The organism is Amycolatopsis sp. A1MSW2902, from assembly GCF_017312175.1.
Classification (GTDB): domain Bacteria; phylum Actinomycetota; class Actinomycetes; order Mycobacteriales; family Pseudonocardiaceae; genus Amycolatopsis; species Amycolatopsis nivea.
The window spans coordinates 4,133,384-4,153,974 of sequence record NZ_QJPO01000001.1 but is presented as its reverse complement, the minus strand read 5'-3'; the positions used below and the strand labels follow the sequence as shown (position 1 = coordinate 4,153,974).

The window sequence follows — 20,591 nt, the reverse complement described above, 5'->3', positions numbered from 1 at the left end:
CCGCGTGGCATGGGCGTACGCCAGCTGCTTTGGTGTGGTTGCCGTCATTGCGGCTGGTCGGAGGTGGGTCTCCTGACGGTCGGAGGCGGCCATGGCAAGGCGGCGCCGGGCCTGCGGTAGAGCTCTGCGACAAGCGGCTTGCCCCATGCCTGAAGCACGACGCAATCCAGATGCACCGGGTGCGGGCGACCGCCCAGTCCGTGTTGCCATAGCGCGTCGAACAGCCAGAAATCGAGCGGGCACGCGAAGCCGTCGCTGTCGGGAGCTCCGGCGGAGATCAGCAGGATGCGGTTCTCCGGAACGTCCTTCTTGGCGATGATCTCTTTGACCAGCGTCTGCGCCTCGATCAGCCGGAACTCAGCCTGTGCGGCGCCGACGACCGTGACCGGATCGCCCGTTGAGACAGCGGAACGTTCCGCACGCACCTTGAGTCCGGCGAATTCCCCGTAATCCCCGCCGGACAGATCAATTGTCGTAGGCAGTCCTTCGGCGGCGAGCCGGTTCGAGTCGAGATTGTCGCCCATGAACCCACGGTCCTCGCGAAGCGCCGTGACGACCTGTTCGGCGACGTCGGTGCGGCGGGTGCCAGGAGGCAGCGCCCGGTCGAGGTCGAAGGCAGCGATCACGATTGTGCGGCCGGCGAGGTGCGCGAAGCCGGACGGCTCGTCATGCAACCGCTCATGGACCAGCCGGGCCAGTTTCCGTACTCCGCCGAGCCGGGTCCGGAGCTGCTGCACCGTCAGAACCGTGAGTTCGAGCGGGTACTCAGTTCCGTCGACGGCAAGGATCCGGTCTGGCGGGTCGGTGCCCGGGCGGACGCCGACCGGCCCAGACACGATCTGGTTGAACGCCAGCGCGGTGAGCCATGCCCACAGCTGGAGGTCTTCGAGCGTGTCTTTTTCGTATCCGGTGCCCGGCAGGACCCGGTGGTCTGCCTGGGAAGTCGGGATGTGATAGATCGGGTCGTCCGGATTCCCGTCGTGCCCGACAAACGAGACGTCCATTCCCGCGATCCTAAACGCGAGATCCCTCCCGTGCCTCCGACCCGGCTCGCGCCGGAATCCGGTACTCCGCCACCCCGCGAAACTCTCCAGGCCGGTGTGTCGCGATCAGCGCGGACCGGACCCGCGTCGCGGCGAGGACATCGGCCGCGAGAGCCGCCGCGGTCGGCGCGTCGAGATGTGCGGTCGGTTCGTCGAGAAGCAGGATCGGACGCGCGGACAGCAATGCCCGCGCGATGCCGATGCGCTGGCGTTCTCCGCCGGAGACCGGTGTTCCGTGCAGGCCGAGCGCGGTGTCGAGGCCGTCCGGCAGGCTGGCGAGCCAGGCGCCGAGTTGGGCCAGCTCCAGGGCGGCCCGGATCTCGTCGTCGGACGCGCCGGGCCGGGCCAGGCGCAGATTTTCGCGCAGCGTGCTGTCGAAAAGGTGATTTTCGGTGCCGCACCAGGCGATCTGGGCGCGGACGGCGTCGCTGGGGAAGCTGCGCGTGTCGGCTCCGTCGAGGAGGATTTCGCCGGACGACGGGTCGAGATAGCGCATCAGCGCGGCGATGACTGTGCTCTTTCCGGCCCCCGAGGGCCCGGTGAGCAGGAGCCGGGTGCGGTGGCCGACGGTGAAGTCGACGTCCCGCACCGCGTCGCGCGGGGAAGCGGGCCAGCGGACCGATAGGTTCGCCGTGGCGAGGTTGTCGGCGGTGCGGAGGTCCTGCGGACTGGCCGGTTCGCTGTGCGGGGCCGGCGTCTGATCGAGCGCGGCGAGCCGTTGTGCGGCGGTGTGGCTGCCGAGAAGGCGTTGCGCGGACTCGGGAAGCCCGGCGACGAGTTCGGCGGTCGCGAGCGGAGTCAGGGCGAGCACAGCCAGGGCGGGACCGGAGAGCGTTCCGGCTCGCACGGCCAGAATTCCGAGCACGAGACACGCGACGGCGGTGAAACCCACTCCCAGTACGGCGATTCCGCTGCCGAGACCGCGGCGGGAAGCGGACCGGCGCGCCTCGGCGGTCGCGCGGGCGTCGAGTTCGCGCAGGTCGGCGTGCCGGGCGTGGGCGGCGTCGAAGGCGAGAAGGTCGGCCGAGGCGTGCAGCAATTCCACCGTGCGGGCGCTGAGTTCGCTGCGCAGCCGCGCGGTGTCTCGTTCGGCGCGGCGGGTGGCGACGGCGGTGACCGCCGGCGCCACGATCGCGGCGATCGCGAGACCCGCCGCGGCGGCGATGCCAGCGGCCGGGAGGAGGAAGCCGAGGGTGGTGGCGGTCGCGGCGAGCACGGCGAACGTGGCGGTTCCGGGCACGAGGCCGCGCACCACGAGGTCCTGCTGACGGTCCACATCGGACACCAAACGGCGCAGCAGTTCGCCGCGGCGGAGGCGGGCGGTGACGGCGGGGCCGATCCGCACGAGCCGGGTCCACACGCGCACGCGGAGTTCGGTCAGCACGCGGAGGGCGACGTCGTGGGTGAGCAGTCGTTCGACGTAGCGGAGAACTCCCTTGGCCAGCCCGAAGGTCCGGACGGCGACGATCGCGACCATCAGGCTCAGCACCGGCGGGTGCAGGGCGGCGGTCGCGATGAGCCACGACGAGGTCGCGGTGAGCGCGACGCCGCAGCCGAGCGCCGCGGTCGCGATGACGCAGGCCAGCGCCAAGCGCAGCCGGTGCGAGCGCAGCGCGGCCAAGAGCGGCCGCCAGGTCCCCGGCGGACTGTCCGGTTCGGACTCGACGAGCACCGGAACCGGGGCCGGGGCGGCGGTGGACGCAGCGGCGGCAGGGGCGTCAGCCGGTCGCGCGGCGGGCACCGTCAGGACCCGGTCGCAGAGGGCGAGCGCGGCGGGATGGTGGGTGACGACGATCGCGGTCCGCCCGTTCAGCACCGCCGGGAGCCGGTCGAGGATCGCGGCCTCGGTTTCGGCGTCGACGCCTTCGGTGGGCTCGTCGAGCAGCAGCAGCGGACGGTCGAGCAGGATCGCTCGGGCCAGCGCGACGCGCCGGATCTGCCCGGTGGAGAGGCCGGAACCCAGTTCGCCGACCGCCCTGTCGAGCGGGACGTCGAGTGCGGCGGCGGTGGCGGCCGCGCGGACCTCGGCTTCGCTCGCGTGCGGGGAACCGAGCCGGATGTTCTGCGAGACCGACCCGGCGACCAGATGCGGCCGTTGCGGGACCCAGGAAATACCGCGGCGCCAGGTCGCCTTGCCGACGTCGGCGAGATCGGTTTCCCCCGCGACGACCCGGCCGCGGTCCGGCTCGCGCCAGCCCAGCACCAGGTCGAGCAGCGTCGATTTCCCCGCCCCGCTGGGGCCGACGATCCCGACGACCTCTCCGGGCGCGACGGTCAGCGAGAACCCGTCGAGGACCGGCCCGGACCGGCCGGTCACGGTGACGTCTTCGAGGCGCAGCACGCCGTGCGCGCGTGCGGGCGCGGCGTGCTGCTCCTCGGGGGTCTCGTCGGTGAGCGCGACGATGTCCTCCGCGGCGGCGAGCCCTTCGGCGCTGTCGTGGAAGCGGGCGCCGACCGCGCGGAGCGGGAGATACACCTCCGGGGCGAGGATCAGCACGACGAGCGCGGTGTGCAGGTCCAGGTTCCCGGCGAGCAGCCGCAACCCGATGGACACGGCGACGACCGCGACCGAGAGCGTGGCGAGGAGTTCCAGCGCGAGCGCTGAGAGGAACGCCACCCGCAGCGTCCGCATGGTCTGCGTCCGGTAGCGCTCGCAGATGTCCCGCAGCGTCGCGCGTTGCGCGCGGGCGCGGCCGAACGCGGTCAGGACTCCCAGCCCGGCGACGAGGTCGAGGAAATGGTCGCCCAGCACGGAAAGCGTCCGCCATTGCCGGCGGACGTCGCGCTGGGTGAACAGTCCGATGAGGATCATGAACGCCGGGATCAGCGGCACGGTGAGCGCGACGATCAGCGCCGCGGTCCAGTCGGCGAAGAGAATCCGGGCTCCGACGACGGCGGGCACGATCGCGGCGACGAGCAGCTGCGGGAGGTAGCGGGCGAAGTATCCGTCCAGCCGGTCGACGCCGTGCGTGGCCAGCGCGGCGATTTCTGCGGGGGAGCGCGTGGTCGAGCGCGGCCCGGTCCGCAGCGCCGCACCGACGACAGCGTCGCGCAGTTGCGACAACGCCTTCGCCGACGCCCGGTGCGCGGCAGTCTCAGACAGCCAGGCGACCCCGGCACGCACAAGGACCACTCCGGCCAGCAAAGCCACCGGAGCAGCGAGTGCGGAAAGTGTCGCTCCGTCGAGGAAAGCTCGCGAAACACTGTCGGCCAGCAATTCCGCCTGGGCCAGCACGAGCAGCGCTGTCAGTCCGCCGAGCGCGGCGCAGCCGGCGATGAACGGCCGCACCGCGCTCGCCAGCCGCAGCAGGCGAGGGTCGAGCGGCCGCATCAGTGGGCGCTCGGGAGTCCGGCGCCGGCCGGGATGGAGTGCCGCCCGACCCGCTTGCGGAACACCCAGTACGTCCAGGCTTGGTAGGCCAGCACGATCGGGGTGAACGCGAACGCGACCCAGGACATGATCTGCAGCGTGTAGGGCGTCGAAGAGGCGTTCGCGGTCGTGAGGCTGAACGCCGGGTCGGTCGTCGAGGGCAGCACCGCCGGGTAGAGCGACCAGAACAGCGTGGCGGTGACCCCGACGATGGCCAGCGCGGTGCACAGGAACGAGAATCCGTCCCGGCCGCGGATGCCCAGCAGGATCCCGGCGGCGAGCGATACGGCCGCCGCGGTGGCGAAGACCCAGGTCCACAGGTCGTGGTCGAGCGCGGTCCAGGCGAGGAACCCGCCGCCGCAGATCAGCGCGGCGGCGCCGAGCGGGGCGACGAGCGACTGTGCCCGGTCGCGCACCGGCCCGGTGGTCTTGAGCGCGAGGAAAACGGTGCCGTGCAAGGTGAACACGGTGAGCGTCGCGAGCCCGCCGAGGAGCGCGTACGGATTGAGCAGCGTGAAGAAGGTCCCGGTGAAGTGGTGCTGGGCGTCGAGCGGAACTCCGTGCACGATGTTGCCGAACGCGACTCCCCACAGCAGGGCGGGCACGGCGGAGCCGATCGTGATGACCCAGTCCCAGGTGTTGCGCCAGCGGGCACTGTCGATCTTGCCGCGGAATTCGAAGGCGACGCCGCGGCAGATGAGGGCCACCAGGACCACCAGCAGGGCCAGGTAGAAGCCGGAGAACAGGCTCGCGTACCAGAGCGGGAAGGCGGCGAAGGTCGCGCCGCCCGCGACGAGCAGCCAGACTTCGTTGCCGTCCCAGACCGGGCCGATGGTGTTGATCAGCACCCGGCGGTCGGTGTCGTCGCGGCCGAGCACGCGCAGGAGGATTCCGACGCCGAAGTCGAATCCTTCGAGGACGAAGTAGCCGGTCCACAGGACCGCGATGAGCAGGAACCAGACGTCGGTCAGCGCCATCTCGATGCTCCGGGTTCAGTAGGCGAAGGCCGCGGGGCGCGGCTCGTCGGATTCGGGGGCGTCCGCGGCCTCGGGCGGCGGCGGCCCGGCTTTGGCGTAGCGGACCATCAGCACGCCGTCGACGACTGCGAGCACTGCGTAAAGGACGGTGAAGACGATCAGCGAGGTGAGCACGTTGCCGGCCGAGACTGTGGGAGAGACCGAATCTGCGGTGGTGAGCACGCCGAACACCGACCACGGCTGGCGGCCCATTTCGGTGAAGATCCACCCGACGCTGTTGGCCAGGAAGGGAAACGACAGCGCGACGGTCGCGGCGGGAAGGAACCAGCGGGCGCGGGGGCTCCGGCCGCGGCGGAACAGCCACAGCCCGGCGGCCGACAGCAGCAGGCACAGGAACCCGAAGCCGATCATCAGCCGGAAGGTCCAGTAGGTCACCGGGATGTCGGGCCGGTAGTCGCCGGGGCCGTACTTCTGCTGTTCGGCGGCCTGGAGATTGTTGATGCCCTCGACCTGCCCGTCGAACCGCCCGGTCGCCATGAAGGACAGCACGCCCGGGACGCGGATGCTGAACTTCTCCTGCGAACCGTCGAGCGAGCCGATGGTGAACAGCGAGAACGACGCGGGGGAGACGGTGTCGTAGAGCGCTTCGGCGGCGGCCATTTTCATCGGCTGCTGCTGAGTCATCAGCCGGGCCTGCAGGTCGCCGGTGACGATCACGCCGAGGCTCGCGACGAGCACGGTGACGAGGGCGAGCTTCATCGACGGCCGGAAGACGTCGGCGTCGCGCTTCTTCCGGAGCTGCCACGTGCTGATGCCGACGACGAACATGCCGCCGGTGAGGAAGCAGGCGGTGATCGTGTGCGCGAAGGCGCCCAGCGCGGTCGAGTTGGTCAGCACCGCGCCGAAGTCCTTCAGCTCCGCGCGCCCGGTCGCCGGGTTCACCTCGGAGCCGACCGGATGCTGCATCCACGAGTTCGCGGCGAGGATGAAGTAGGCCGACAGCACGGTCCCGATCGAGGCGAGCCAGATCGTGGCCAGGTGCAGCTTTTTCGGCAGCCGGTCCCAGCCGAAAATCCACAGGCCGAGGAATGTCGATTCCAGGAAGAACGCCAACAGCCCCTCGATCGCCAGCGGGGCACCGAAAATGTCGCCCACGAAGCTGCTGTAGTCCGACCAGTTCATGCCGAACTGGAACTCCTGCACGATGCCGGTCGCCACTCCCATGGCGAAGTTGATCAGAAACAGCTTGCCCCAGAACTTGGTCATCCGGCGCCAGCGGTCGTCGCCGGTGCGGACCCACGCGGTCTGCATGCCCGCGACGAGGAAGGACAAGCCGATGGTGAGCGGGACGAAGAGGAAGTGGTAGACGGTCGTGATCCCGAACTGCCACCGCGCCAGGTCCAGGGCGTTCATGCGGATCTCCTGCTCGCTGAGGGAAAGGTCGTCGTGAGCATCCGGTGCGCGGGGGCGGCGGAGAGAGGGTCCTTGGTCATCTTCCGGGCGGTCGCAGGGCACTTCGGCGGCGCTTGACGGTGTTTCCACGACGCGGGAAACTCCCTGTGGTGCAAGGGCGCGCACATCCGACCGGCAGGGAGCAGCGGTGAGCGAGCGGAACGCACCGGAGCGGGCCGGGCTGACCTTCCCCGACCAGCCGAGGATGGAGCTGGACCAGCTGCTGGCCCAGCTGGTCGAGCGAGCCCAGGAAGTCATGGGCGCCCAAGGCCGGCTCCGGGGCCTGCTGCGCGCGACACAGACCATCACGACCGGGCTCGCGCTGCCCTCGCTGCTGCGGCGCATCGTGGAGGCGGCCAGGGAACTCGTCGGGGCGCGGTACGCGGCGCTGGGCGTGATCGGCCCGGACGGACGGCTGACCGAGTTCGTGCACACCGGGATGGACCCGGACGCGGTCGAGCGGATCGGCGGGCTGCCCGAAGGCAAGGGCCTGCTCGGCGCGGTGATCGAGGACCCGCGGCCGATCCGGTTGACCCGGCTGCAGGACGATCCCCGCTCGTCCGGGTTCCCCGCCGGGCATCCGCCGATGACCAGCTTCCTGGGCGTGCCGATCCAGGCGCGGGGCTCGGTCTTCGGCAATTTGTATTTCGCCGACGGGGAACGCGGTCCGTTCAGCGCCGAGGACGAGCAGCTGGCTCTCGCGCTCGCCGCGGCGGCTGGCAGCGCGATCGAGAACGCGCGGCTGTACGAGACCGCGCGTAACCAGCAGGAATGGCTGCGCGCGTCCGCCGCCCTGACCAGGGAGCTGCTGGCGGCGGAGACAGCGGATCCGCTGGAGCGCGTGGTCGACTACCTGCGGGAACTCGCGTCCGCCGACCTCGTCGCCGTGTTCCGCCCGGCCGAAGAGGGAGGACGCGCGCGGATCGGGTACGCGGCCGGTTCCGGCGCGGGCGAACTGGCCGGAGGGGAACTGACCGCGGAGTCCGCTGTGGTCGGTGCGGTGCTCGCGAGCGGCGAACCGAAGCTGGGCACGTGGCCGGACGAGGCAGCGCAGGGGCTGACGCCCTCCACAGCGGACCTGAACCTCGACGCGGTGCTGCTGGTCCCGTTCGTCGGTGGCGACCAGCCGCCCGCGGTGCTCGCTGCCGCACGGTTGACCAGCCGCGCGGCGTTCGGCGAGGACGAGCTGGAGATGGCGGCGTGGTTCGCCGACCAGGCGGCGGTGGCGGTCGAACTGGCGCAGGCCCGCGCGGAACGCGAGGCCGCCGCGCTGCACGACGAGCGCGACCGGATCGCGGCCGGGCTGCAGCGCGAAATCCTGCAGCGGCTGTACTCCACCGGATTGTCGTTGCAGACCACAGCCGGGCTCGCGCGCTCGCCGGTCGTGGCCACCCGGCTGCGAGAGACGGTCGCCGAGCTCGACGACATCATCGCGCAGGCGCACAGCACGGTCTTCCAGCCGGGCGACGGCCCGCCGCGATCGCCGGAGCCGGTTCGCGACCAGGTCCTGCGGGTGCTGGCCGAAGCCGGGGAGGCGCTGGGGTTCCCGGTGTCCACGCAGCTGGCCGGGAAGCTCGACGAGGTCCGGTCCGACGCGGTCGTGCCGTTCCTCGACGAAGCGCTGCGGCTGGTCGCCCGGCACGCGTCGGCCCAGTCGGTGGAGGTCGGGATCCAGGCGGAACCGGCACGGACGACGGTGACCGTCCGGTACGAGGGCAGCGGCGATCTCGCCGGTCCGGCCGCGGCGGAGCTGGCCGCGCTCGCGGAGCAGGCGAACCGCCGGGGCGGGACGCTCACCGCGGCCGGCGGGTCCCGGCTGGTCTGGTCGGTTCCGAGACCGGAAGGGTCTTCGGCCGGGGATTGAGGACTTTCGGCACCGCCGCTGAAGGACTCCCGGTCGTAGGCTCGTTTCCGGCCGCGCGGCACACCGCCGCGCCCGAGGCAGGAGAAGAACGGATGTTGCGCGTTTTCCTGGTGGACGATCACGAGGTGGTCCGGCGCGGGGTCGCCGACCTGCTGGACGAGGACGACCGGATCACTGTGGTCGGCCAGGCGGGCAACGTTTCGCAGGCCCTGGCCCGGATCCCGGCGCTGCGGCCGGAGGTCGCGGTGCTGGACGTGCGGCTGCCCGACGGCAACGGCATCGAGCTGGCCCGCGAGCTGCGGTCCCGCCTGCCCGAGCTGAAATGCCTCATGCTCACGTCCTATACCGACGAACAGGCGATGCTGGACGCCGTCATGGCTGGCGCGAGCGGCTTCGTGATCAAGGACATCAAGGGTCTCGACCTCGTGTCGGCGGTGCTGGACGTCGGGGCGGGGAAGTCGTTGCTGGACGCGCACGCCGCAGCCGCGTTGATGGCGAAGCTGCGCGACAGCGCGGAGAAAAAGCGGGGCCCGCTGGCGCAGCTGTCCGAACAGGAGCGCACGCTGCTGGAGCTGATCGGCGAAGGCTTGACGAACCGTCAGATCTCCGAGCGGATGTTCCTGGCCGAGAAGACGGTGAAGAACTATGTCTCGCGGTTGCTGACGAAGCTCGGCATGGAGCGGCGCACGCAGGCCGCGGTGCTGGCCACGGAGCTGCGGAGCGAGCGCAGGTGAACCGTGGCCCGGCGACGCGGGTCAGGCGCTGAGCGGGGGCGGGTCGAACAGGACGTCTTCCAGCGCTCGGCGCGGCGTCCAGGCGACTGGGGTGCCGTAGCCGAGGCGGAGCACGATCTGCGGCCAGAGTCCGCCGCCGAGCAGGTCGCGGAGGCGGGCGCGGATCGCGGGCACTTCGACCGGCTGGGAGATGAACGAGGCGTCGATCCCGTCGGCAGTGGCAGTCAGCAGCACCCGCTGCATGGCCTGTCCGGCGCGGAGCCGGTCGATCGGCTCGTCGGCGAAGGTGCCGATCACGACGACGGTCGGCGTCGCTCCCGGAGCGCGGGTGCCGTCGCCGAAATCACGCAGGACCCAGGCGTCGTCCGCGGCGGTTTCGCCGCCGGCGGCGAAGGGGACGCCGTCCCGGTTCTCCCGGCCGCGTCCGGTCCAGCGCTGCCATTCGGCGAGGAACGCCGGGTCGTTCAGCTGGATGCGGTGGCTTTCGCGGACCAATTCCTTGAGCCCGGCGAGCTGGCCCTCGTCGAGCTGCGGCATCCACGCGTGCTCGATCTCGGCCGCGTGCCGCAGGGCGCCCAGCGTCCCGCCCGGAACGGGTTTGGGGGTGAACGGCGTGCGGTTGGTGTGCCTGCGAGGGATGGCTTTGGCAAGAGCGGCCAGCCTCGGGTCGACGGTGGCGGCCGCACGCGGACGCACGACTGCCAGCAGGTCGGGATCGCTGCGCCGGGGCAGCAGCGTCGTGGCCGGGTGGAAGCCGGCTGCGTGGATCGCGGTGCGCAGGTTGAACAGCGCGGCTCCGCACGAGAGCAGCAGCTCCCGCCGGTCGGGATCGGCGACGGGCAGGGCGCGGTCGAGGTCGGCGTGCACCTCGATGCCCGCCGGGCCGCTGCTGAACAGCCAGGGCTGGGTGTTGTGCGTGGACGGCGCCAAAGTCGCGGAACGCAGCACCGAGGTCACTTGATCGGCGCTGAGCTGGCCCGCGGGGGCCACATTGAGGGTCATCGTTCTCCCACACCGCGAAACGCGGCACACTGTGTCGTACCTGGTTGTTCCCCTCCAGCATGCGTTCGCTGGGCGGGGAGCGCACAGGGGAGAAAGTCATCTCTCTGAGGGCGCACCGAGCAGCGAAAGCGAGTCTGATGCCGGAAGCAGGAGAGGGCGGCCTGAGGCTGTCCCGAACCTTGTCGCAGCTGCGGCTGCGGGAGACGTTGCGCGATCTGCAGGAGCGGATCGAGCTGTTGATCGGCACCCGGGACAAAATGGACGGCTTGCTCGAGGCGGTGCTGGCGGTTGCGTCGGGACTGGAGCTGGACGCGACGCTGCGTCGGATCGTGCAGGCCGCGGTGGAGCTCGGCGAGGCTCGTTACGGCGCGCTGGGCGTGCTGGGCGACGACGGCGCGCTGGCCGAGTTCGTGTACCTGGGCATCGACGCGGAGACGCGGGAGCGGATCGGGCATCTTCCGGAGGGGCACGGTCTGCTGGGGTTGGTGATCGACGATGCGAAGCCGTTGCGGCTGACGGAGATTTCGGCGCATCCGGCGTCGGTGGGGTTCCCGGCGAATCATCCGCCGATGCACTCGTTCCTCGGGGTTCCGGTGCGGGTCCGCGAGGAAGTCTTCGGGAATCTCTATCTCACCGAGAAGAAAGACGGGGCGGAGTTCACCGACGACGACGAGGTGATCGTGCAGGCGCTGGCCGCGGCGGCGGGGATCGCGATCGAGAACGCGCACCTGTACGAGCAGACGCGGTTGCGGCAGCGGTGGCTCGGCGCGACCAGCGAGGTGACCACGGAACTGCTGGGCGGGACGGATCCGGTGGACGCGCTGGAGCTGATCGCGGGCCGTGCGCTGGAGCTGACCGGTTCGGACGTCACGATGCTCGCGTTGCCGGGCACGGGCCGGCTCGATGTCGACGAGGAGCGGGACACCGATCCCGCGGAACTGACCGTGACCGTGTGCGCGGGCGGTGACGCCACCGATCTCATGGGATTGCGGATGTCGGTCGAGGGGACGGTGCCGGGGGCGGTGTTCCGGGACCGTACTCCGCGCCGGATGGCGGAGCTGGCGCTGCTGCCCGACCGCGGCCGCGGTCCCGCGCTGGTGGTGCCGTTGCGGGCGGGCGACCACACGTCGGGGGTGTTGATCGCGTTGCGGGAGCCGGGTTCGGCGCTGTTCGAGACGGCGCAGCTGCCGGTGCTCGCGTCGTTCGCGGACCAGGCCGCGCTGGCGTTGCAACTGGCGGCGCAGCAGCGGGCGGCGCGGGAGCGCGACGTGCTGTCGGATCGGGACCGGATCGCCCGGGATCTGCACGACCATGTGATTCAGCGGTTGTTCGCGGTGGGGCTGGCGATGCAGAGCACGCAGCGGCGGACGAAAGCGCCGGAGCTGCAGCGGCGGTTGCAGGAGAGCATCGACCAGATGCACGAGATCGTGCGCGAGATCCGGACGGCGATTTTCGACCTGCACGGCGGCGCGGCAGGGGAGACGCGGCTGCGGAACCGGTTGCACGACGCGATCGCGGAACTGACCGACGACGCGCCGCTGCACCCGGCGGTCAGTATGGCAGGCCCGCTCGACGCGGTGCCCGCCCAGCTGGCCGAGCACGTGGAAGCGGTGGTGCGGGAAGCGGTCAGCAACGCGGTCCGGCACGCAGGCGCGGACACATTGACTGTTTCGGTGTCGGCGCGGGACGACGCGGTGCGAGTGACGGTCACCGATGACGGGAAGGGACTCCCGGAGGACGTTTCGCCGAGCGGGCTGGGAAACCTGCGGGAGCGAGCGGAGTCGATGGGCGGTGCCTTCACTCTCGAATCGCATCCCGGCGGCGGGGTGCGGCTGGACTGGTCGGCTCCGCTGCGCTGAGCCCGCGCGTTCTCATCCCGTCGCAGCGGGAATCAACCGCCGCGCCGCTTGCGGCGTGATCACCACGACCGGGCACCGCGAATACCGGACGCAGTCGCGGGAAACGCTGCCCAGCAGCAGTTCCCGCGCCAGGCCGGTCCCGTGTGCACCGACCACCAGCAGGTCCGCTTCCGCGGACGCGGTCACCAGTTCCGTCGCCGGGTCGCCGTGCGGCGTGGCGACCGAGACCTCCGGGGCGTTCGGGAATTCCCGCCGGATGGCCGCGATGCGCTGGTACGGCAGGGGTTGGCCGGCCGGCTGACGGCCGTGCGGCTGGAAAGCCAGCGACGTACCGGGAAGCAAGGCTTCCGAGGGGCGCACCACGATGGCGTGCACGCGGTCGCCGGGGTGCGCGGCGACCTGAAGGGTCCAGCGCAGCGCGGCGTCGCCGTGCGGCGAACCGTCGACGCCGACGACGATGAGACGGCCGGGAGTGTTCATGGTCCTGCCCCTTTCTCTGGGCTGAAGCCGATCGTGCGGCAGGGAACGCGCGCCGGGACAGGGCCGGAGGTCATCGCTGCGCGGGAGGACGTCTGCGGTCCGCGCGATGACTTTCGGCCCCAGCACCGGGCAACGGAGCGCGGTCAGCATGAACGGGCCGGGACAACGGATCCCGGCTCCGGGAGTGACCATGAAGACCTCGGCGACCGCAGACCTCGCCCCCTCCGAAACGGCCGCGCTCGTCCAGGCGGTCAGCCGGGCCCCGTCGGTGCACAACAGCCAGCCCTGGCAGTTGCGTGTCCGCGGCGCCGACGTCGACCTCGTCGAGCGCGCCGACGTCGTGTTGCCGTGGCACGATCCCGAGGGCCGCGACCGGCTGCTCTCGTGCGGAGCCGCGCTCGCGAACCTGCAATTGGCCGCGCAGGCACTCAGTCGCGAAATCACCACCTCGTTCCCCGCAGACGCAGACATGGTCGCGACAGTCCACACCAGACCCGGCGACCCCCCGGCTCTCGCGAACCTGGCGCGCTACCACGCGATCGGCCGCCGCCGGAGCTATCGCCGCGAGTTCGCGCCGGAACCCGTGCGCGCGGCAGATCTGGCAGAAATCCTCGACGCGGCCGACGACCCGGCAGTGCACGCCGTTACACCGCCGCATGGCGAGGCGCTCGCGGAGATGCTCGGCTTCGCCACCCGCGTGTTCCGCGCCGACACGGCCTATCAACGAGAACTGGACGCCTGGACCGCGCACACCTTCGGCCCCCGCGCGCTGGGTGCCGTCGACGGAGTTCCGGAGGCGGCCCTCGGCGACGCGCCGTTGCCCGCGGCGGGTCTCGTCCGCCGGACGACTCCGGTGCCCGACGATGTCCGGCTGGCCGAACGGCTCGCGGCGGAGACGCTCGTGGTGATCTGCACCGGCGACGACACGCGGCGGGCACACCTCGCCGCGGGCGTCGCGCTCCAGCGGATGTGGCTGGAGGCGACCGTGCACGGCTTGGCCGGGTCGGTCCTCACCCAGCCGCTGCACCTGACCGGCTTCCGGGAACACCTGGCCGATCGACTCGGCCTTCCCGGACTGCCGCAGGCGATCTTCCGCTGCGGAAACCCGGTTTCGGCGGCTCCGCCGTCGCCCCGGCTGCCGCTGGGAGACCTGCTTTGCCATGACGTTCCCGGAGGAATGGAATGAACACCGTCATCGAAATATCCGGACTGTACAAGGCTTTCGGCCGCACGCAAGCGCTGTCCGGACTGGACCTCAGCGTCGAAACGGGGGAGGTGCACGGTTTTCTCGGCCCGAACGGGGCGGGGAAGACGACCGCCTTGCGGCTGCTGCTCGGACTGGTGCGGGCCGACGCGGGCCGGATGCGGCTGTTCGGCGGCGACCCGTGGCGGGACGCGGTGGCCCTGCACCGGCGGCTGGCCTACGTCCCCGGAGAAGTCGCGCTGTGGCCGAACCTCACCGGCGGCGAGACGATCGACTTCCTCGGCCGGTTGCGCGGCGGCACGGATCCCGTGCGCCGGACGCGCTATCTGGAGCTGTTCGAGCTGGACCCGGCAGTCCGGGTGCGCGCGTACTCGAAGGGCAACCGGCAGAAGATCGCTGTGATCGCGGCTCTCGCCGCCGACGCCGAACTGCTGGTGCTGGACGAGCCGACGACTGGTCTGGACCCGCTGATGGCCGAGCAGTTCCGGCAATGCGTGCGCGAGGAGCGCTCGCGCGGCCGGACCGTCCTGCTGTCCAGCCATGTCCTCGCCGAGGCCGAGGCGCTGTGCGACCGGGTGAGCATCCTGCGCGCCGGAAAGGTCGTCGACACCGGGAGCCTCGGCCAGTTGCGCCACCTGACCCGGACCTCGCTGACCGTGCGGATGTCCGGGCCCGCGGACGGGCTCGCCCGGCTCGTCGGGGTGCACGATCTCGCCGCCGACGACGGCTTGGTGCGGCTGAGCGTGGACAACGCCGCGTTGAGCGAAGTGCTGGCGGAACTGGGCAGGCGCGAGGTACGCAGCATCGAGAGCCGCCCGCCGACGCTGGAAGAGCTGTTCCTGCGGCACTACCGCGAACCGGAAACGGTGTCCGCGTGAACTCCGTGGCGGGAGCCGGCGCGTTGATCCGGCTCGCCCTTCGCCGGGACCGGGTGCGGCTCCCGGTGTGGATTCTGGTGTCTGCTGCGATGACGGCCGCCGCGGCGGCAGCGACCGCAGATGTGTATCCCACTGACGAGGCGCGTCGCGCGGCGGTGGCGAGCATCAACGCCGTGCCCGCGCTGGTCGCTCTGTACGGCCCGGTCGCCGAGCCGACCGCGGGCGCGGCCGCCGTCTTCAAGCTGACCGCCTTCGGCGCCGCGCTCGTCGCACTCCTGACGGCGCTCACGGTCGTCCGGCACACCCGGGCCGAGGAGGAATCCGGCCACTGGGAGCTGGTGCGCGGTGCGGCGACCGGCCGGCACGCGGGACTCGCGGCGGCCGGCGCACTGCTGGCAGCGACGGCGCTCGGGCTTGGCGCGGGCGCGGCGGCGGGACTCGTCGCGGCGGGGCTTCCGCTTGGCGGCTCGCTGGCCTTCGGGCTCGGCTGGGCGGGGACGGGGCTCGTTTTCGGGGCGCTGGCCGCGCTCGCGGCGCAGGTCGCACGGAGCGGCCGGGCCGCGTCGGAAATCGCTGTGCTCGCGCTCTTTGTGGCGTACCTGCTGCGTGCGGTGGGGGACGCGACCGGTCCGCGGTGGCTGTCGTGGCTTTCCCCGGTGGGGTGGGTCAGCCTGCTGCGGCCGTTCGCGGGCGACCGGTGGTGGGTGCTGGCGCTTCCGCTCGGAGCGGCCCTGCTGCTGGGGTCGGCGGCGTTCGCCGTTTCCCGGCACCGGGATCTCGGCGCCGGCCTGCTCGCCGTGCGTCCCGGTGCGACGCGGGCCGGACGCCTGTTGTCCGGTCCGGCGGGGCTGGCCTGGCGGCTCGACCGCGGGGCCGTGGGGTACTGGACGCTCGCGTTCGCCGTGCTGGGACTGGTCGTCGGCAATCTTTCCGGTTCACTGGGCACTTTCTTCGCCACCGCACAGGCCAGACAGCTGATCGCTGCGCTCGGCGGGGAGCAGGCGCTGACCGATGCGTTCCTGGCCGCCGAGTTCGGGGTGTCCGGCGTGCTTGTTTCGGCGCTCGCGATCGTCCTCGTCGGACGGTTGCGGGCCGAGGAGTCGAGCGGCCGGGCGGCCGCGGTGCTGGCCGGCCCGGTCGCCCGGGCGCGACTGGCCGGCGGTGCGGTGTCGGTCGCCGTCGCGGCCACGGCGGCGCCTTTGCTCGCCGCCGCCGTCACCGCGGGCCTCACCGGCGGCGGGTCGCGCCTGATCGGAGCGGCCGTCGTCCAACTGCCCGGAGTCTGGGTCCTCACCGGGGTCGCGCTCGCGGTCTTCGGAGTCTTCCCCCGGGCGGGCTGGCTGTCCTGGGCGGCGCTGGCGGTGTTCCTGGTCCTGGGCGAGTGCGGTCCGTTGTTCCACGCGCCCGGCTGGGTGCTGGGGATGTCGCCGTTCGCGCACCTTCCGCACGTCCCGGGCGGAATCGTCGACATCGGGCCGCTGCTGTGGCTCACCGCGGTCGCGGCGCTGCTCGGCGGGGCCGGATTCGCTGCCTTCGGCCGCCGCGACCTGACCGCGTGAGGGCCGTTGGTCCCTCGGATTCGGGACCGGCTCCGCTACCTCGCCGCGCCGCCGGAAGCGACGCTGGTTTCACTGCCCCGCGAACCCGGAGACCGCGATGTACACGTTCCTGCCCCTTGCTGTCGACCAAGCGCTCGCGGCTGCCGTGCGCGCGCCGTCCCCGCAGAACACGCAGCCGTGGCGGTTCGTCGTCGACGGGCCCCGGATCGAGGTAAGGCTGGACCGGGACCGCGTCCTTCCGATCGCCGACCCGGCCGGCCGCGAGGCGCGGCTCGCCTGCGGCGCGGCGCTGTGCAACCTGACGCTCGCCTTGCGGGTCAACGGCGTGCGCAGCCGGGTGCGGATCGTCCCGGACGCGGCCGACCGCGACCTGCTGGCGATCGTGCAGATCGAGGGGAACGTCCGTCCGTCCACTGTGGACCGCAAGCTCGCCGAAGCGGTCTTCCGGCGGCACACCAACCGGCGTCCGCTGTCCGACCGGGCGGTGCCGGTGGCGGCACGGGCGCTGCTGCGCTCGGCCGCGCTGGGCGAGGGCGGCCAGCTCGAGTTCCTGGACGCTTCGGGCCGGTACGCGCAGGTGTCCGCCCTCGTCCGGCGCGCGGAGACCGAACAGGCCACGGACGCGGAGTTCCGGGCAGAGGCAGAGAAATGGACCGGCCGCGAAGCGGATTCCCCGGACGGCGTGCCCACCGCCGCGTTCGGCCCGCCCGCCGACGTTCCCGGCGTGGTGTCGCTGCGCTCGTCGCACGAGAACCGGTCGATCCCGCCGCGGCAGTTCGAGCAGGACCCGGTGCTGGCCGCGGTGATCACCCGCGACCAGGGCGCGGCGGCCGAGGTCCGCGCCGGGATGGTCATGGAACGCGTCCTGCTGACCGCGACCGCGGAGGGGCTCGCGACGTCGTTCCTGTCGCAGCCGTTCGAAGCGCGGTCCACGCGGGCGCAGCTGCTGGCGGCCTTCCGCGGTCTCGGACAGGTGCACACGCTGCTGCGCATCGGGTACGGGCTCCCCACCCGGATGACAGCGCGCCGCCCAGCCGCGGAGGTGACGACGGTGCGGAGCGTGCCGGAGGTCCCGGCGTCGTGACTGATGCGCTGGGATAATCCGATCCGTTCAGGACGCCCCAGCGCCGGGAAGCACCCGAAGCACGTCCTGGAACGTCACCATGCCGACGAGCACCCCGTCGTCCAGCACGGGCAGCGAACGGATCCCGGTCTCGCTCATGCGGCGGGCCAGCTCGCCGCAATCCAGGTCGGCCGCCGCGCACAGAGCCGGGGCCCGCATGACCGCACCGGCCGTGCGGTGTCCGCTGAGCATCGCGCCGGCATCCGGGTCCGCCTCGCCGGGGATCCCCGCGCGGATCACGTCCTCCTCGGTCAGCAGGCCCATCAGCCGGCCGCGGCTGTCGACGACCGGCAGGGCGGTGAACCCGTGCCGGGCCATCAGCCGGGCAGCCTCGGGCAACGGGACCGAGGCGGTCACCGCGATTACCGGCGTGGTCATGATGTCGCGCGCGTGCATGGGAGTCTCCGTTCGTCGCGCTCCTGCGTCGACGATCACCCCGAAACCTCGGCGCGCCAAGGGCATTTGGTCCCGGTCACAGTGCCCTTCCGCGCGGGACCGGCGGCCCGCGCGTCCGGGCGGAATTCCTCTTCGGACGGGACGTTTTCCCGGCGATTCTGGGGGCTGGCAATCCTTACGGAAGGGGCGCGAGATGAACGCGTCAACGGACCGCGTAGTGCGGTGGTGGCACCTGCTCGTCCCCGGGCGCGGTTCGGTGGCCCGGCCCTCGGACCGGTTCCAGTCCGGTCTCCTCCTCGTGGCGGTTCTCGTCGCGCTGGCCGCGGTCCCGTTCGCGGCGGCCGCGGGTTCCGAGCTGTACGCGACCCAGAAACCCGTCTCGGCCGAGCAAGTCGCGCAGCGCAGCAAGGCGACCGCCGTGCTGCTGGCCGACGGCCCGGCGACGACGGTGAGCGGACGCAGCGGCGTCGTCGCGAACTCCGCGCCGACGGACGCGGTCTGGCAGGCTCCCGACGGTTCGCGCCGGGTCGGCAAAGTGGCCGCCGACGAGGGGGCGCGGCGCGGCGACCAGGTCACGATCTGGGTGGATCGAGCCGGAAACCCGGTTCCGCCGCCGCTGACCGCCGCGGCAGTGCTGGTCGACGCGGTATGCGCGACGCTGGGGCTGTGGGTGTCGGTGTGCTTGCTGCTGGCTCTGGTGTACGGCGGCACGGTGTTCGCGCTGAACCGGCACCGGCTCGCCGAATGGCAGCGCGAATGGGACGCCGAGCAGGAAAAGCGCACCCATCCGTGAGGACGGCCGGTCAGCAGGCCGAGACTGCGAGAGCGCGGGCGACGCACGGGTGCGGCTCCTCCGTCAACGGAAAAGCCGCACCCGTGCGTCGCTTCCGGGCCGGGCGGTCGCGCATCGCGGCGAGGAGAGCGCGGTTCGCACGTGGAAGCGACCGGGATGCAGACGAGCGTCAGTGCGATCGGACGGGCACCGCGCTTCGCGAGATCGTTGACGGTGCCGTGCACGGCGAGTGAACCCGAGCTCGCCGAGTCCGCTGGTGGCGACGGCGGCCAGACGATCAGTGGACATCCGCCCGCCAGAACCGTGGCCGAGCACGCGTTCGGTCTGCGAGGCAGGGGGACGGGGCAAGTGAGCCGCTCCGGACCGGCGGTCGCGAAGCGGCTGAAGCGTGGGAAGTCCGGATGTCCGGCGAGAAGGATTTCGCTGCCGCACGGAACGTACCGCCGGTGTCGAGCCCGAGTTCGTCGAGCGCGGCGAAAGGTTCAGTCACGCCGTGCTCGACGGCGGTCGCAGCGACGTGCGCGCACCGCTGTGGCTCGGCCTCGCGTCTCCGCTCAGTGCCGGAGAGCTTCGCGGCGGCGGTCGTACTCGTCCTGGTCGATCTCGCCGCGGGCGAACCGCTGCCGCAGAATCGCGGTGGCAGGGTCGGCGTCCGGCACGGAGCCGGACGGGCGGCGGACGAGAAGCGCGGTGACCACGGCGATCGCGGCGAGCAGCGCGACGGCCACGATGCTCATCACGACCGGCCCGACCCATTCGGCGGCGGTTCCGTAGTGCCAGTACATCATCGGGTGCTCCTCGGCTAGGGCCGGTCGCGGCGGACGGCGGCTTCGAGCGGCTGGAGTACGTCGCCGATTTCGCGCCGCGGAGTCGCGGGCAGCGGGTCCGCGTTGGCCGGAGCCCAGCCGACGCGCAGGACCATCTGCGGGAAGGCGCCGGACGTGACCTTCTGCTCGACCGTGCGGCGCACGTCGGGCAGTTCGAGCGGCTCGGTCAGCGGGCAGGTGGCGAGGCCGAACCGGGTCGCGGTGAGCAGCGCGGCGCTTGTCGCTTCCCCAGCGCGCAGCCGGGACATCCGGTCGTCGGACGCGGTGCTCAGCACGAGCAGCACTGTCTCGTCGTCCTCGCCGGCCGCTCCGGCGGCTTCGGGCAGTTCCGGGTCCGCGAACTGGCGGCCGGGCAGCGCACCGGGAGTCAGGTCGGGCATGGGGGTGTTGCGGGACGGGACGCCGTCCGGGGACACGTGCCGTCCGCTCCAGGCGGCGAGTTCGATCCGGTAGGCGGGATCGCGGCGGTGCCGCAGCGACGCCTCCTCGACCGCGGTGGCCAGGTAGTAGCGCTCGGCGTCTTCGGCGACGCGCAGTACGACGCCTTCATCCGCGACCGCTTCGGCCATGCTCTCCAGATGTCCGCGGGGCACGTGCCACGAACTGTGCCGTCGGCGGTCGGTGCGGCGGCGGGGAATCGCGGCGGCGAGCGCGACCTCGTCGAGAGTCGGCTCGTGGCGGTGAAGTTCAATGGACGCCAGGTGGTCCGGTTCCGCGGGGTTGGGCAGCCGGTGCACTTCGGCGCTCCAGCCGAGCGCGGCGAAGGCGACGCGGGCGTGGTGCAGCGCGGCCCCGCAGCTGATCATCAGGTCCCGCCCGTCCGGGTCGGTCTGGGCGAGCTGCCGCGACGGATCGGCGTACAGGTGCAGGGACCGGTGCCCGACCGCGAATCGCCACGGCTGGGAGTTGTGCACCGACGGCGCGCGGACGGCCATCCCGACCGCTGTGGTGACGGTGTAGTCGTCGGGGAGTCCGCGTTCCATGGCGACCTGCCTTGTCGTCTCGTCCAGTGATGCGTCGACGGTGACAG

Annotated in this window: 17 protein-coding genes; 8 read left to right on the top strand and 9 right to left on the bottom strand. The window is 71.9% G+C overall.

Annotation, left to right across the window (positions count from 1 at the left end; translation table 11 throughout):
* Positions 1–44 precede the first annotated feature (44 nt).
* Genes DMP23_RS19110 through DMP23_RS19095 form a run of 4 tightly spaced genes read right to left on the bottom strand, consistent with a single transcriptional unit; the run spans position 45 to position 6,803 of the window.
* On the bottom strand, positions 45–1,004 hold the full coding sequence (locus DMP23_RS19110; protein WP_337821912.1) for a hypothetical protein: 960 nt from the start codon (positions 1,002–1,004) through the stop codon (positions 45–47).
* Between the two features lie 10 nt (positions 1,005–1,014).
* A complete protein-coding gene (gene cydD, locus DMP23_RS19105) occupies positions 1,015–4,374 on the bottom strand; it encodes a thiol reductant ABC exporter subunit CydD (protein WP_337821911.1) in 3,360 nt (1,119 codons plus the stop codon).
* The gene (gene cydB, locus DMP23_RS19100; protein WP_337821910.1) at positions 4,374–5,390 is read right to left on the bottom strand and encodes a cytochrome d ubiquinol oxidase subunit II; all 1,017 of its coding nucleotides are present in this window, start codon (positions 5,388–5,390) and stop codon (positions 4,374–4,376) included. The genes cydD and cydB overlap by 1 nt, the downstream gene beginning before the upstream one ends.
* Before the next feature lie 15 nt (positions 5,391–5,405).
* Positions 5,406–6,803, bottom strand: a complete 1,398-nt coding sequence (locus DMP23_RS19095) for a cytochrome ubiquinol oxidase subunit I (protein WP_337821909.1) — start codon at positions 6,801–6,803, stop codon at positions 5,406–5,408.
* 187 nt (positions 6,804–6,990) lie between these two features.
* Between DMP23_RS19095 and DMP23_RS19090 the strand changes: the two genes are divergently transcribed.
* Positions 6,991–8,706, top strand: coding sequence for a GAF domain-containing protein (locus tag DMP23_RS19090; RefSeq protein ID WP_337821908.1), 1,716 nt, complete (start codon positions 6,991–6,993; stop codon positions 8,704–8,706).
* 92 nt (positions 8,707–8,798) lie between these two features.
* Positions 8,799–9,440 (top strand): response regulator transcription factor, encoded by a 642-nt coding sequence (locus DMP23_RS19085; RefSeq protein WP_134734399.1) that lies wholly within the window; start codon positions 8,799–8,801, stop codon positions 9,438–9,440.
* A gap of 21 nt (positions 9,441–9,461) precedes the next feature.
* Here the strand turns inward: DMP23_RS19085 and DMP23_RS19080 are convergent, their stop codons facing one another.
* The gene (locus DMP23_RS19080; protein ID WP_337821907.1) at positions 9,462–10,442 is read right to left on the bottom strand and encodes an Acg family FMN-binding oxidoreductase; all 981 of its coding nucleotides are present in this window, start codon (positions 10,440–10,442) and stop codon (positions 9,462–9,464) included.
* Between the two features lie 137 nt (positions 10,443–10,579).
* Here DMP23_RS19080 and DMP23_RS19075 point away from each other — a divergent pair, with 137 nt between their 5' ends.
* The gene (locus DMP23_RS19075) at positions 10,580–12,301 is read left to right on the top strand and encodes a GAF domain-containing sensor histidine kinase (RefSeq protein ID WP_337821906.1); all 1,722 of its coding nucleotides are present in this window, start codon (positions 10,580–10,582) and stop codon (positions 12,299–12,301) included.
* A 12-nt stretch (positions 12,302–12,313) separates the two neighbouring features.
* On the opposite strand, the gene DMP23_RS19070 is transcribed toward DMP23_RS19075, so the two are convergent.
* Positions 12,314–12,781 (bottom strand): universal stress protein, encoded by a 468-nt coding sequence (locus DMP23_RS19070; protein WP_238606326.1) that lies wholly within the window; start codon positions 12,779–12,781, stop codon positions 12,314–12,316.
* A 106-nt stretch (positions 12,782–12,887) separates the two neighbouring features.
* Here DMP23_RS19070 and DMP23_RS19065 point away from each other — a divergent pair, with 106 nt between their 5' ends.
* The 4 genes from DMP23_RS19065 to DMP23_RS19050 all read left to right on the top strand — a co-directional run bounded on the left by DMP23_RS19065 (position 12,888) and on the right by DMP23_RS19050 (position 17,506).
* Positions 12,888–13,967 carry an Acg family FMN-binding oxidoreductase gene (locus DMP23_RS19065; RefSeq protein WP_337821905.1) on the top strand — a complete coding sequence of 360 codons (1,080 nt, stop codon included), beginning with the start codon at positions 12,888–12,890 and terminating at the stop codon, positions 13,965–13,967.
* Entirely contained in the window at positions 13,964–14,863 is a 900-nt protein-coding gene (locus DMP23_RS19060) for an ABC transporter ATP-binding protein (protein ID WP_337821904.1), read from the top strand. The genes DMP23_RS19065 and DMP23_RS19060 overlap by 4 nt, the downstream gene beginning before the upstream one ends.
* The gene (locus DMP23_RS19055; RefSeq protein ID WP_337821903.1) at positions 14,860–16,422 is read left to right on the top strand and encodes an ABC transporter permease; all 1,563 of its coding nucleotides are present in this window, start codon (positions 14,860–14,862) and stop codon (positions 16,420–16,422) included. Before DMP23_RS19060 ends, DMP23_RS19055 begins: the two co-directional genes overlap by 4 nt.
* Positions 16,423–16,519: 97 nt before the next feature.
* A complete protein-coding gene (locus DMP23_RS19050) occupies positions 16,520–17,506 on the top strand; it encodes an Acg family FMN-binding oxidoreductase (protein ID WP_337821902.1) in 987 nt (328 codons plus the stop codon).
* Positions 17,507–17,533: 27 nt separating this feature from the next.
* On the opposite strand, the gene DMP23_RS19045 is transcribed toward DMP23_RS19050, so the two are convergent.
* Positions 17,534–17,941, bottom strand: coding sequence for a CBS domain-containing protein (locus DMP23_RS19045; RefSeq protein ID WP_337821901.1), 408 nt, complete (start codon positions 17,939–17,941; stop codon positions 17,534–17,536).
* A gap of 193 nt (positions 17,942–18,134) precedes the next feature.
* On the opposite strand from DMP23_RS19045, the gene DMP23_RS19040 reads away from it, so the two are divergent.
* The gene (locus tag DMP23_RS19040) at positions 18,135–18,734 is read left to right on the top strand and encodes an Rv1733c family protein (RefSeq protein WP_337821900.1); all 600 of its coding nucleotides are present in this window, start codon (positions 18,135–18,137) and stop codon (positions 18,732–18,734) included.
* A gap of 554 nt (positions 18,735–19,288) precedes the next feature.
* Here the strand turns inward: DMP23_RS19040 and DMP23_RS19035 are convergent.
* Positions 19,289–19,522: an SHOCT domain-containing protein gene (locus DMP23_RS19035; RefSeq protein WP_134661400.1), complete on the bottom strand. Its 234-nt coding sequence runs from the start codon at positions 19,520–19,522 to the stop codon at positions 19,289–19,291.
* Positions 19,523–19,536: 14 nt separating this feature from the next.
* A complete protein-coding gene (locus DMP23_RS19030; RefSeq protein ID WP_134661399.1) occupies positions 19,537–20,544 on the bottom strand; it encodes an Acg family FMN-binding oxidoreductase in 1,008 nt (335 codons plus the stop codon).
* Positions 20,545–20,591 lie beyond the last annotated feature (47 nt).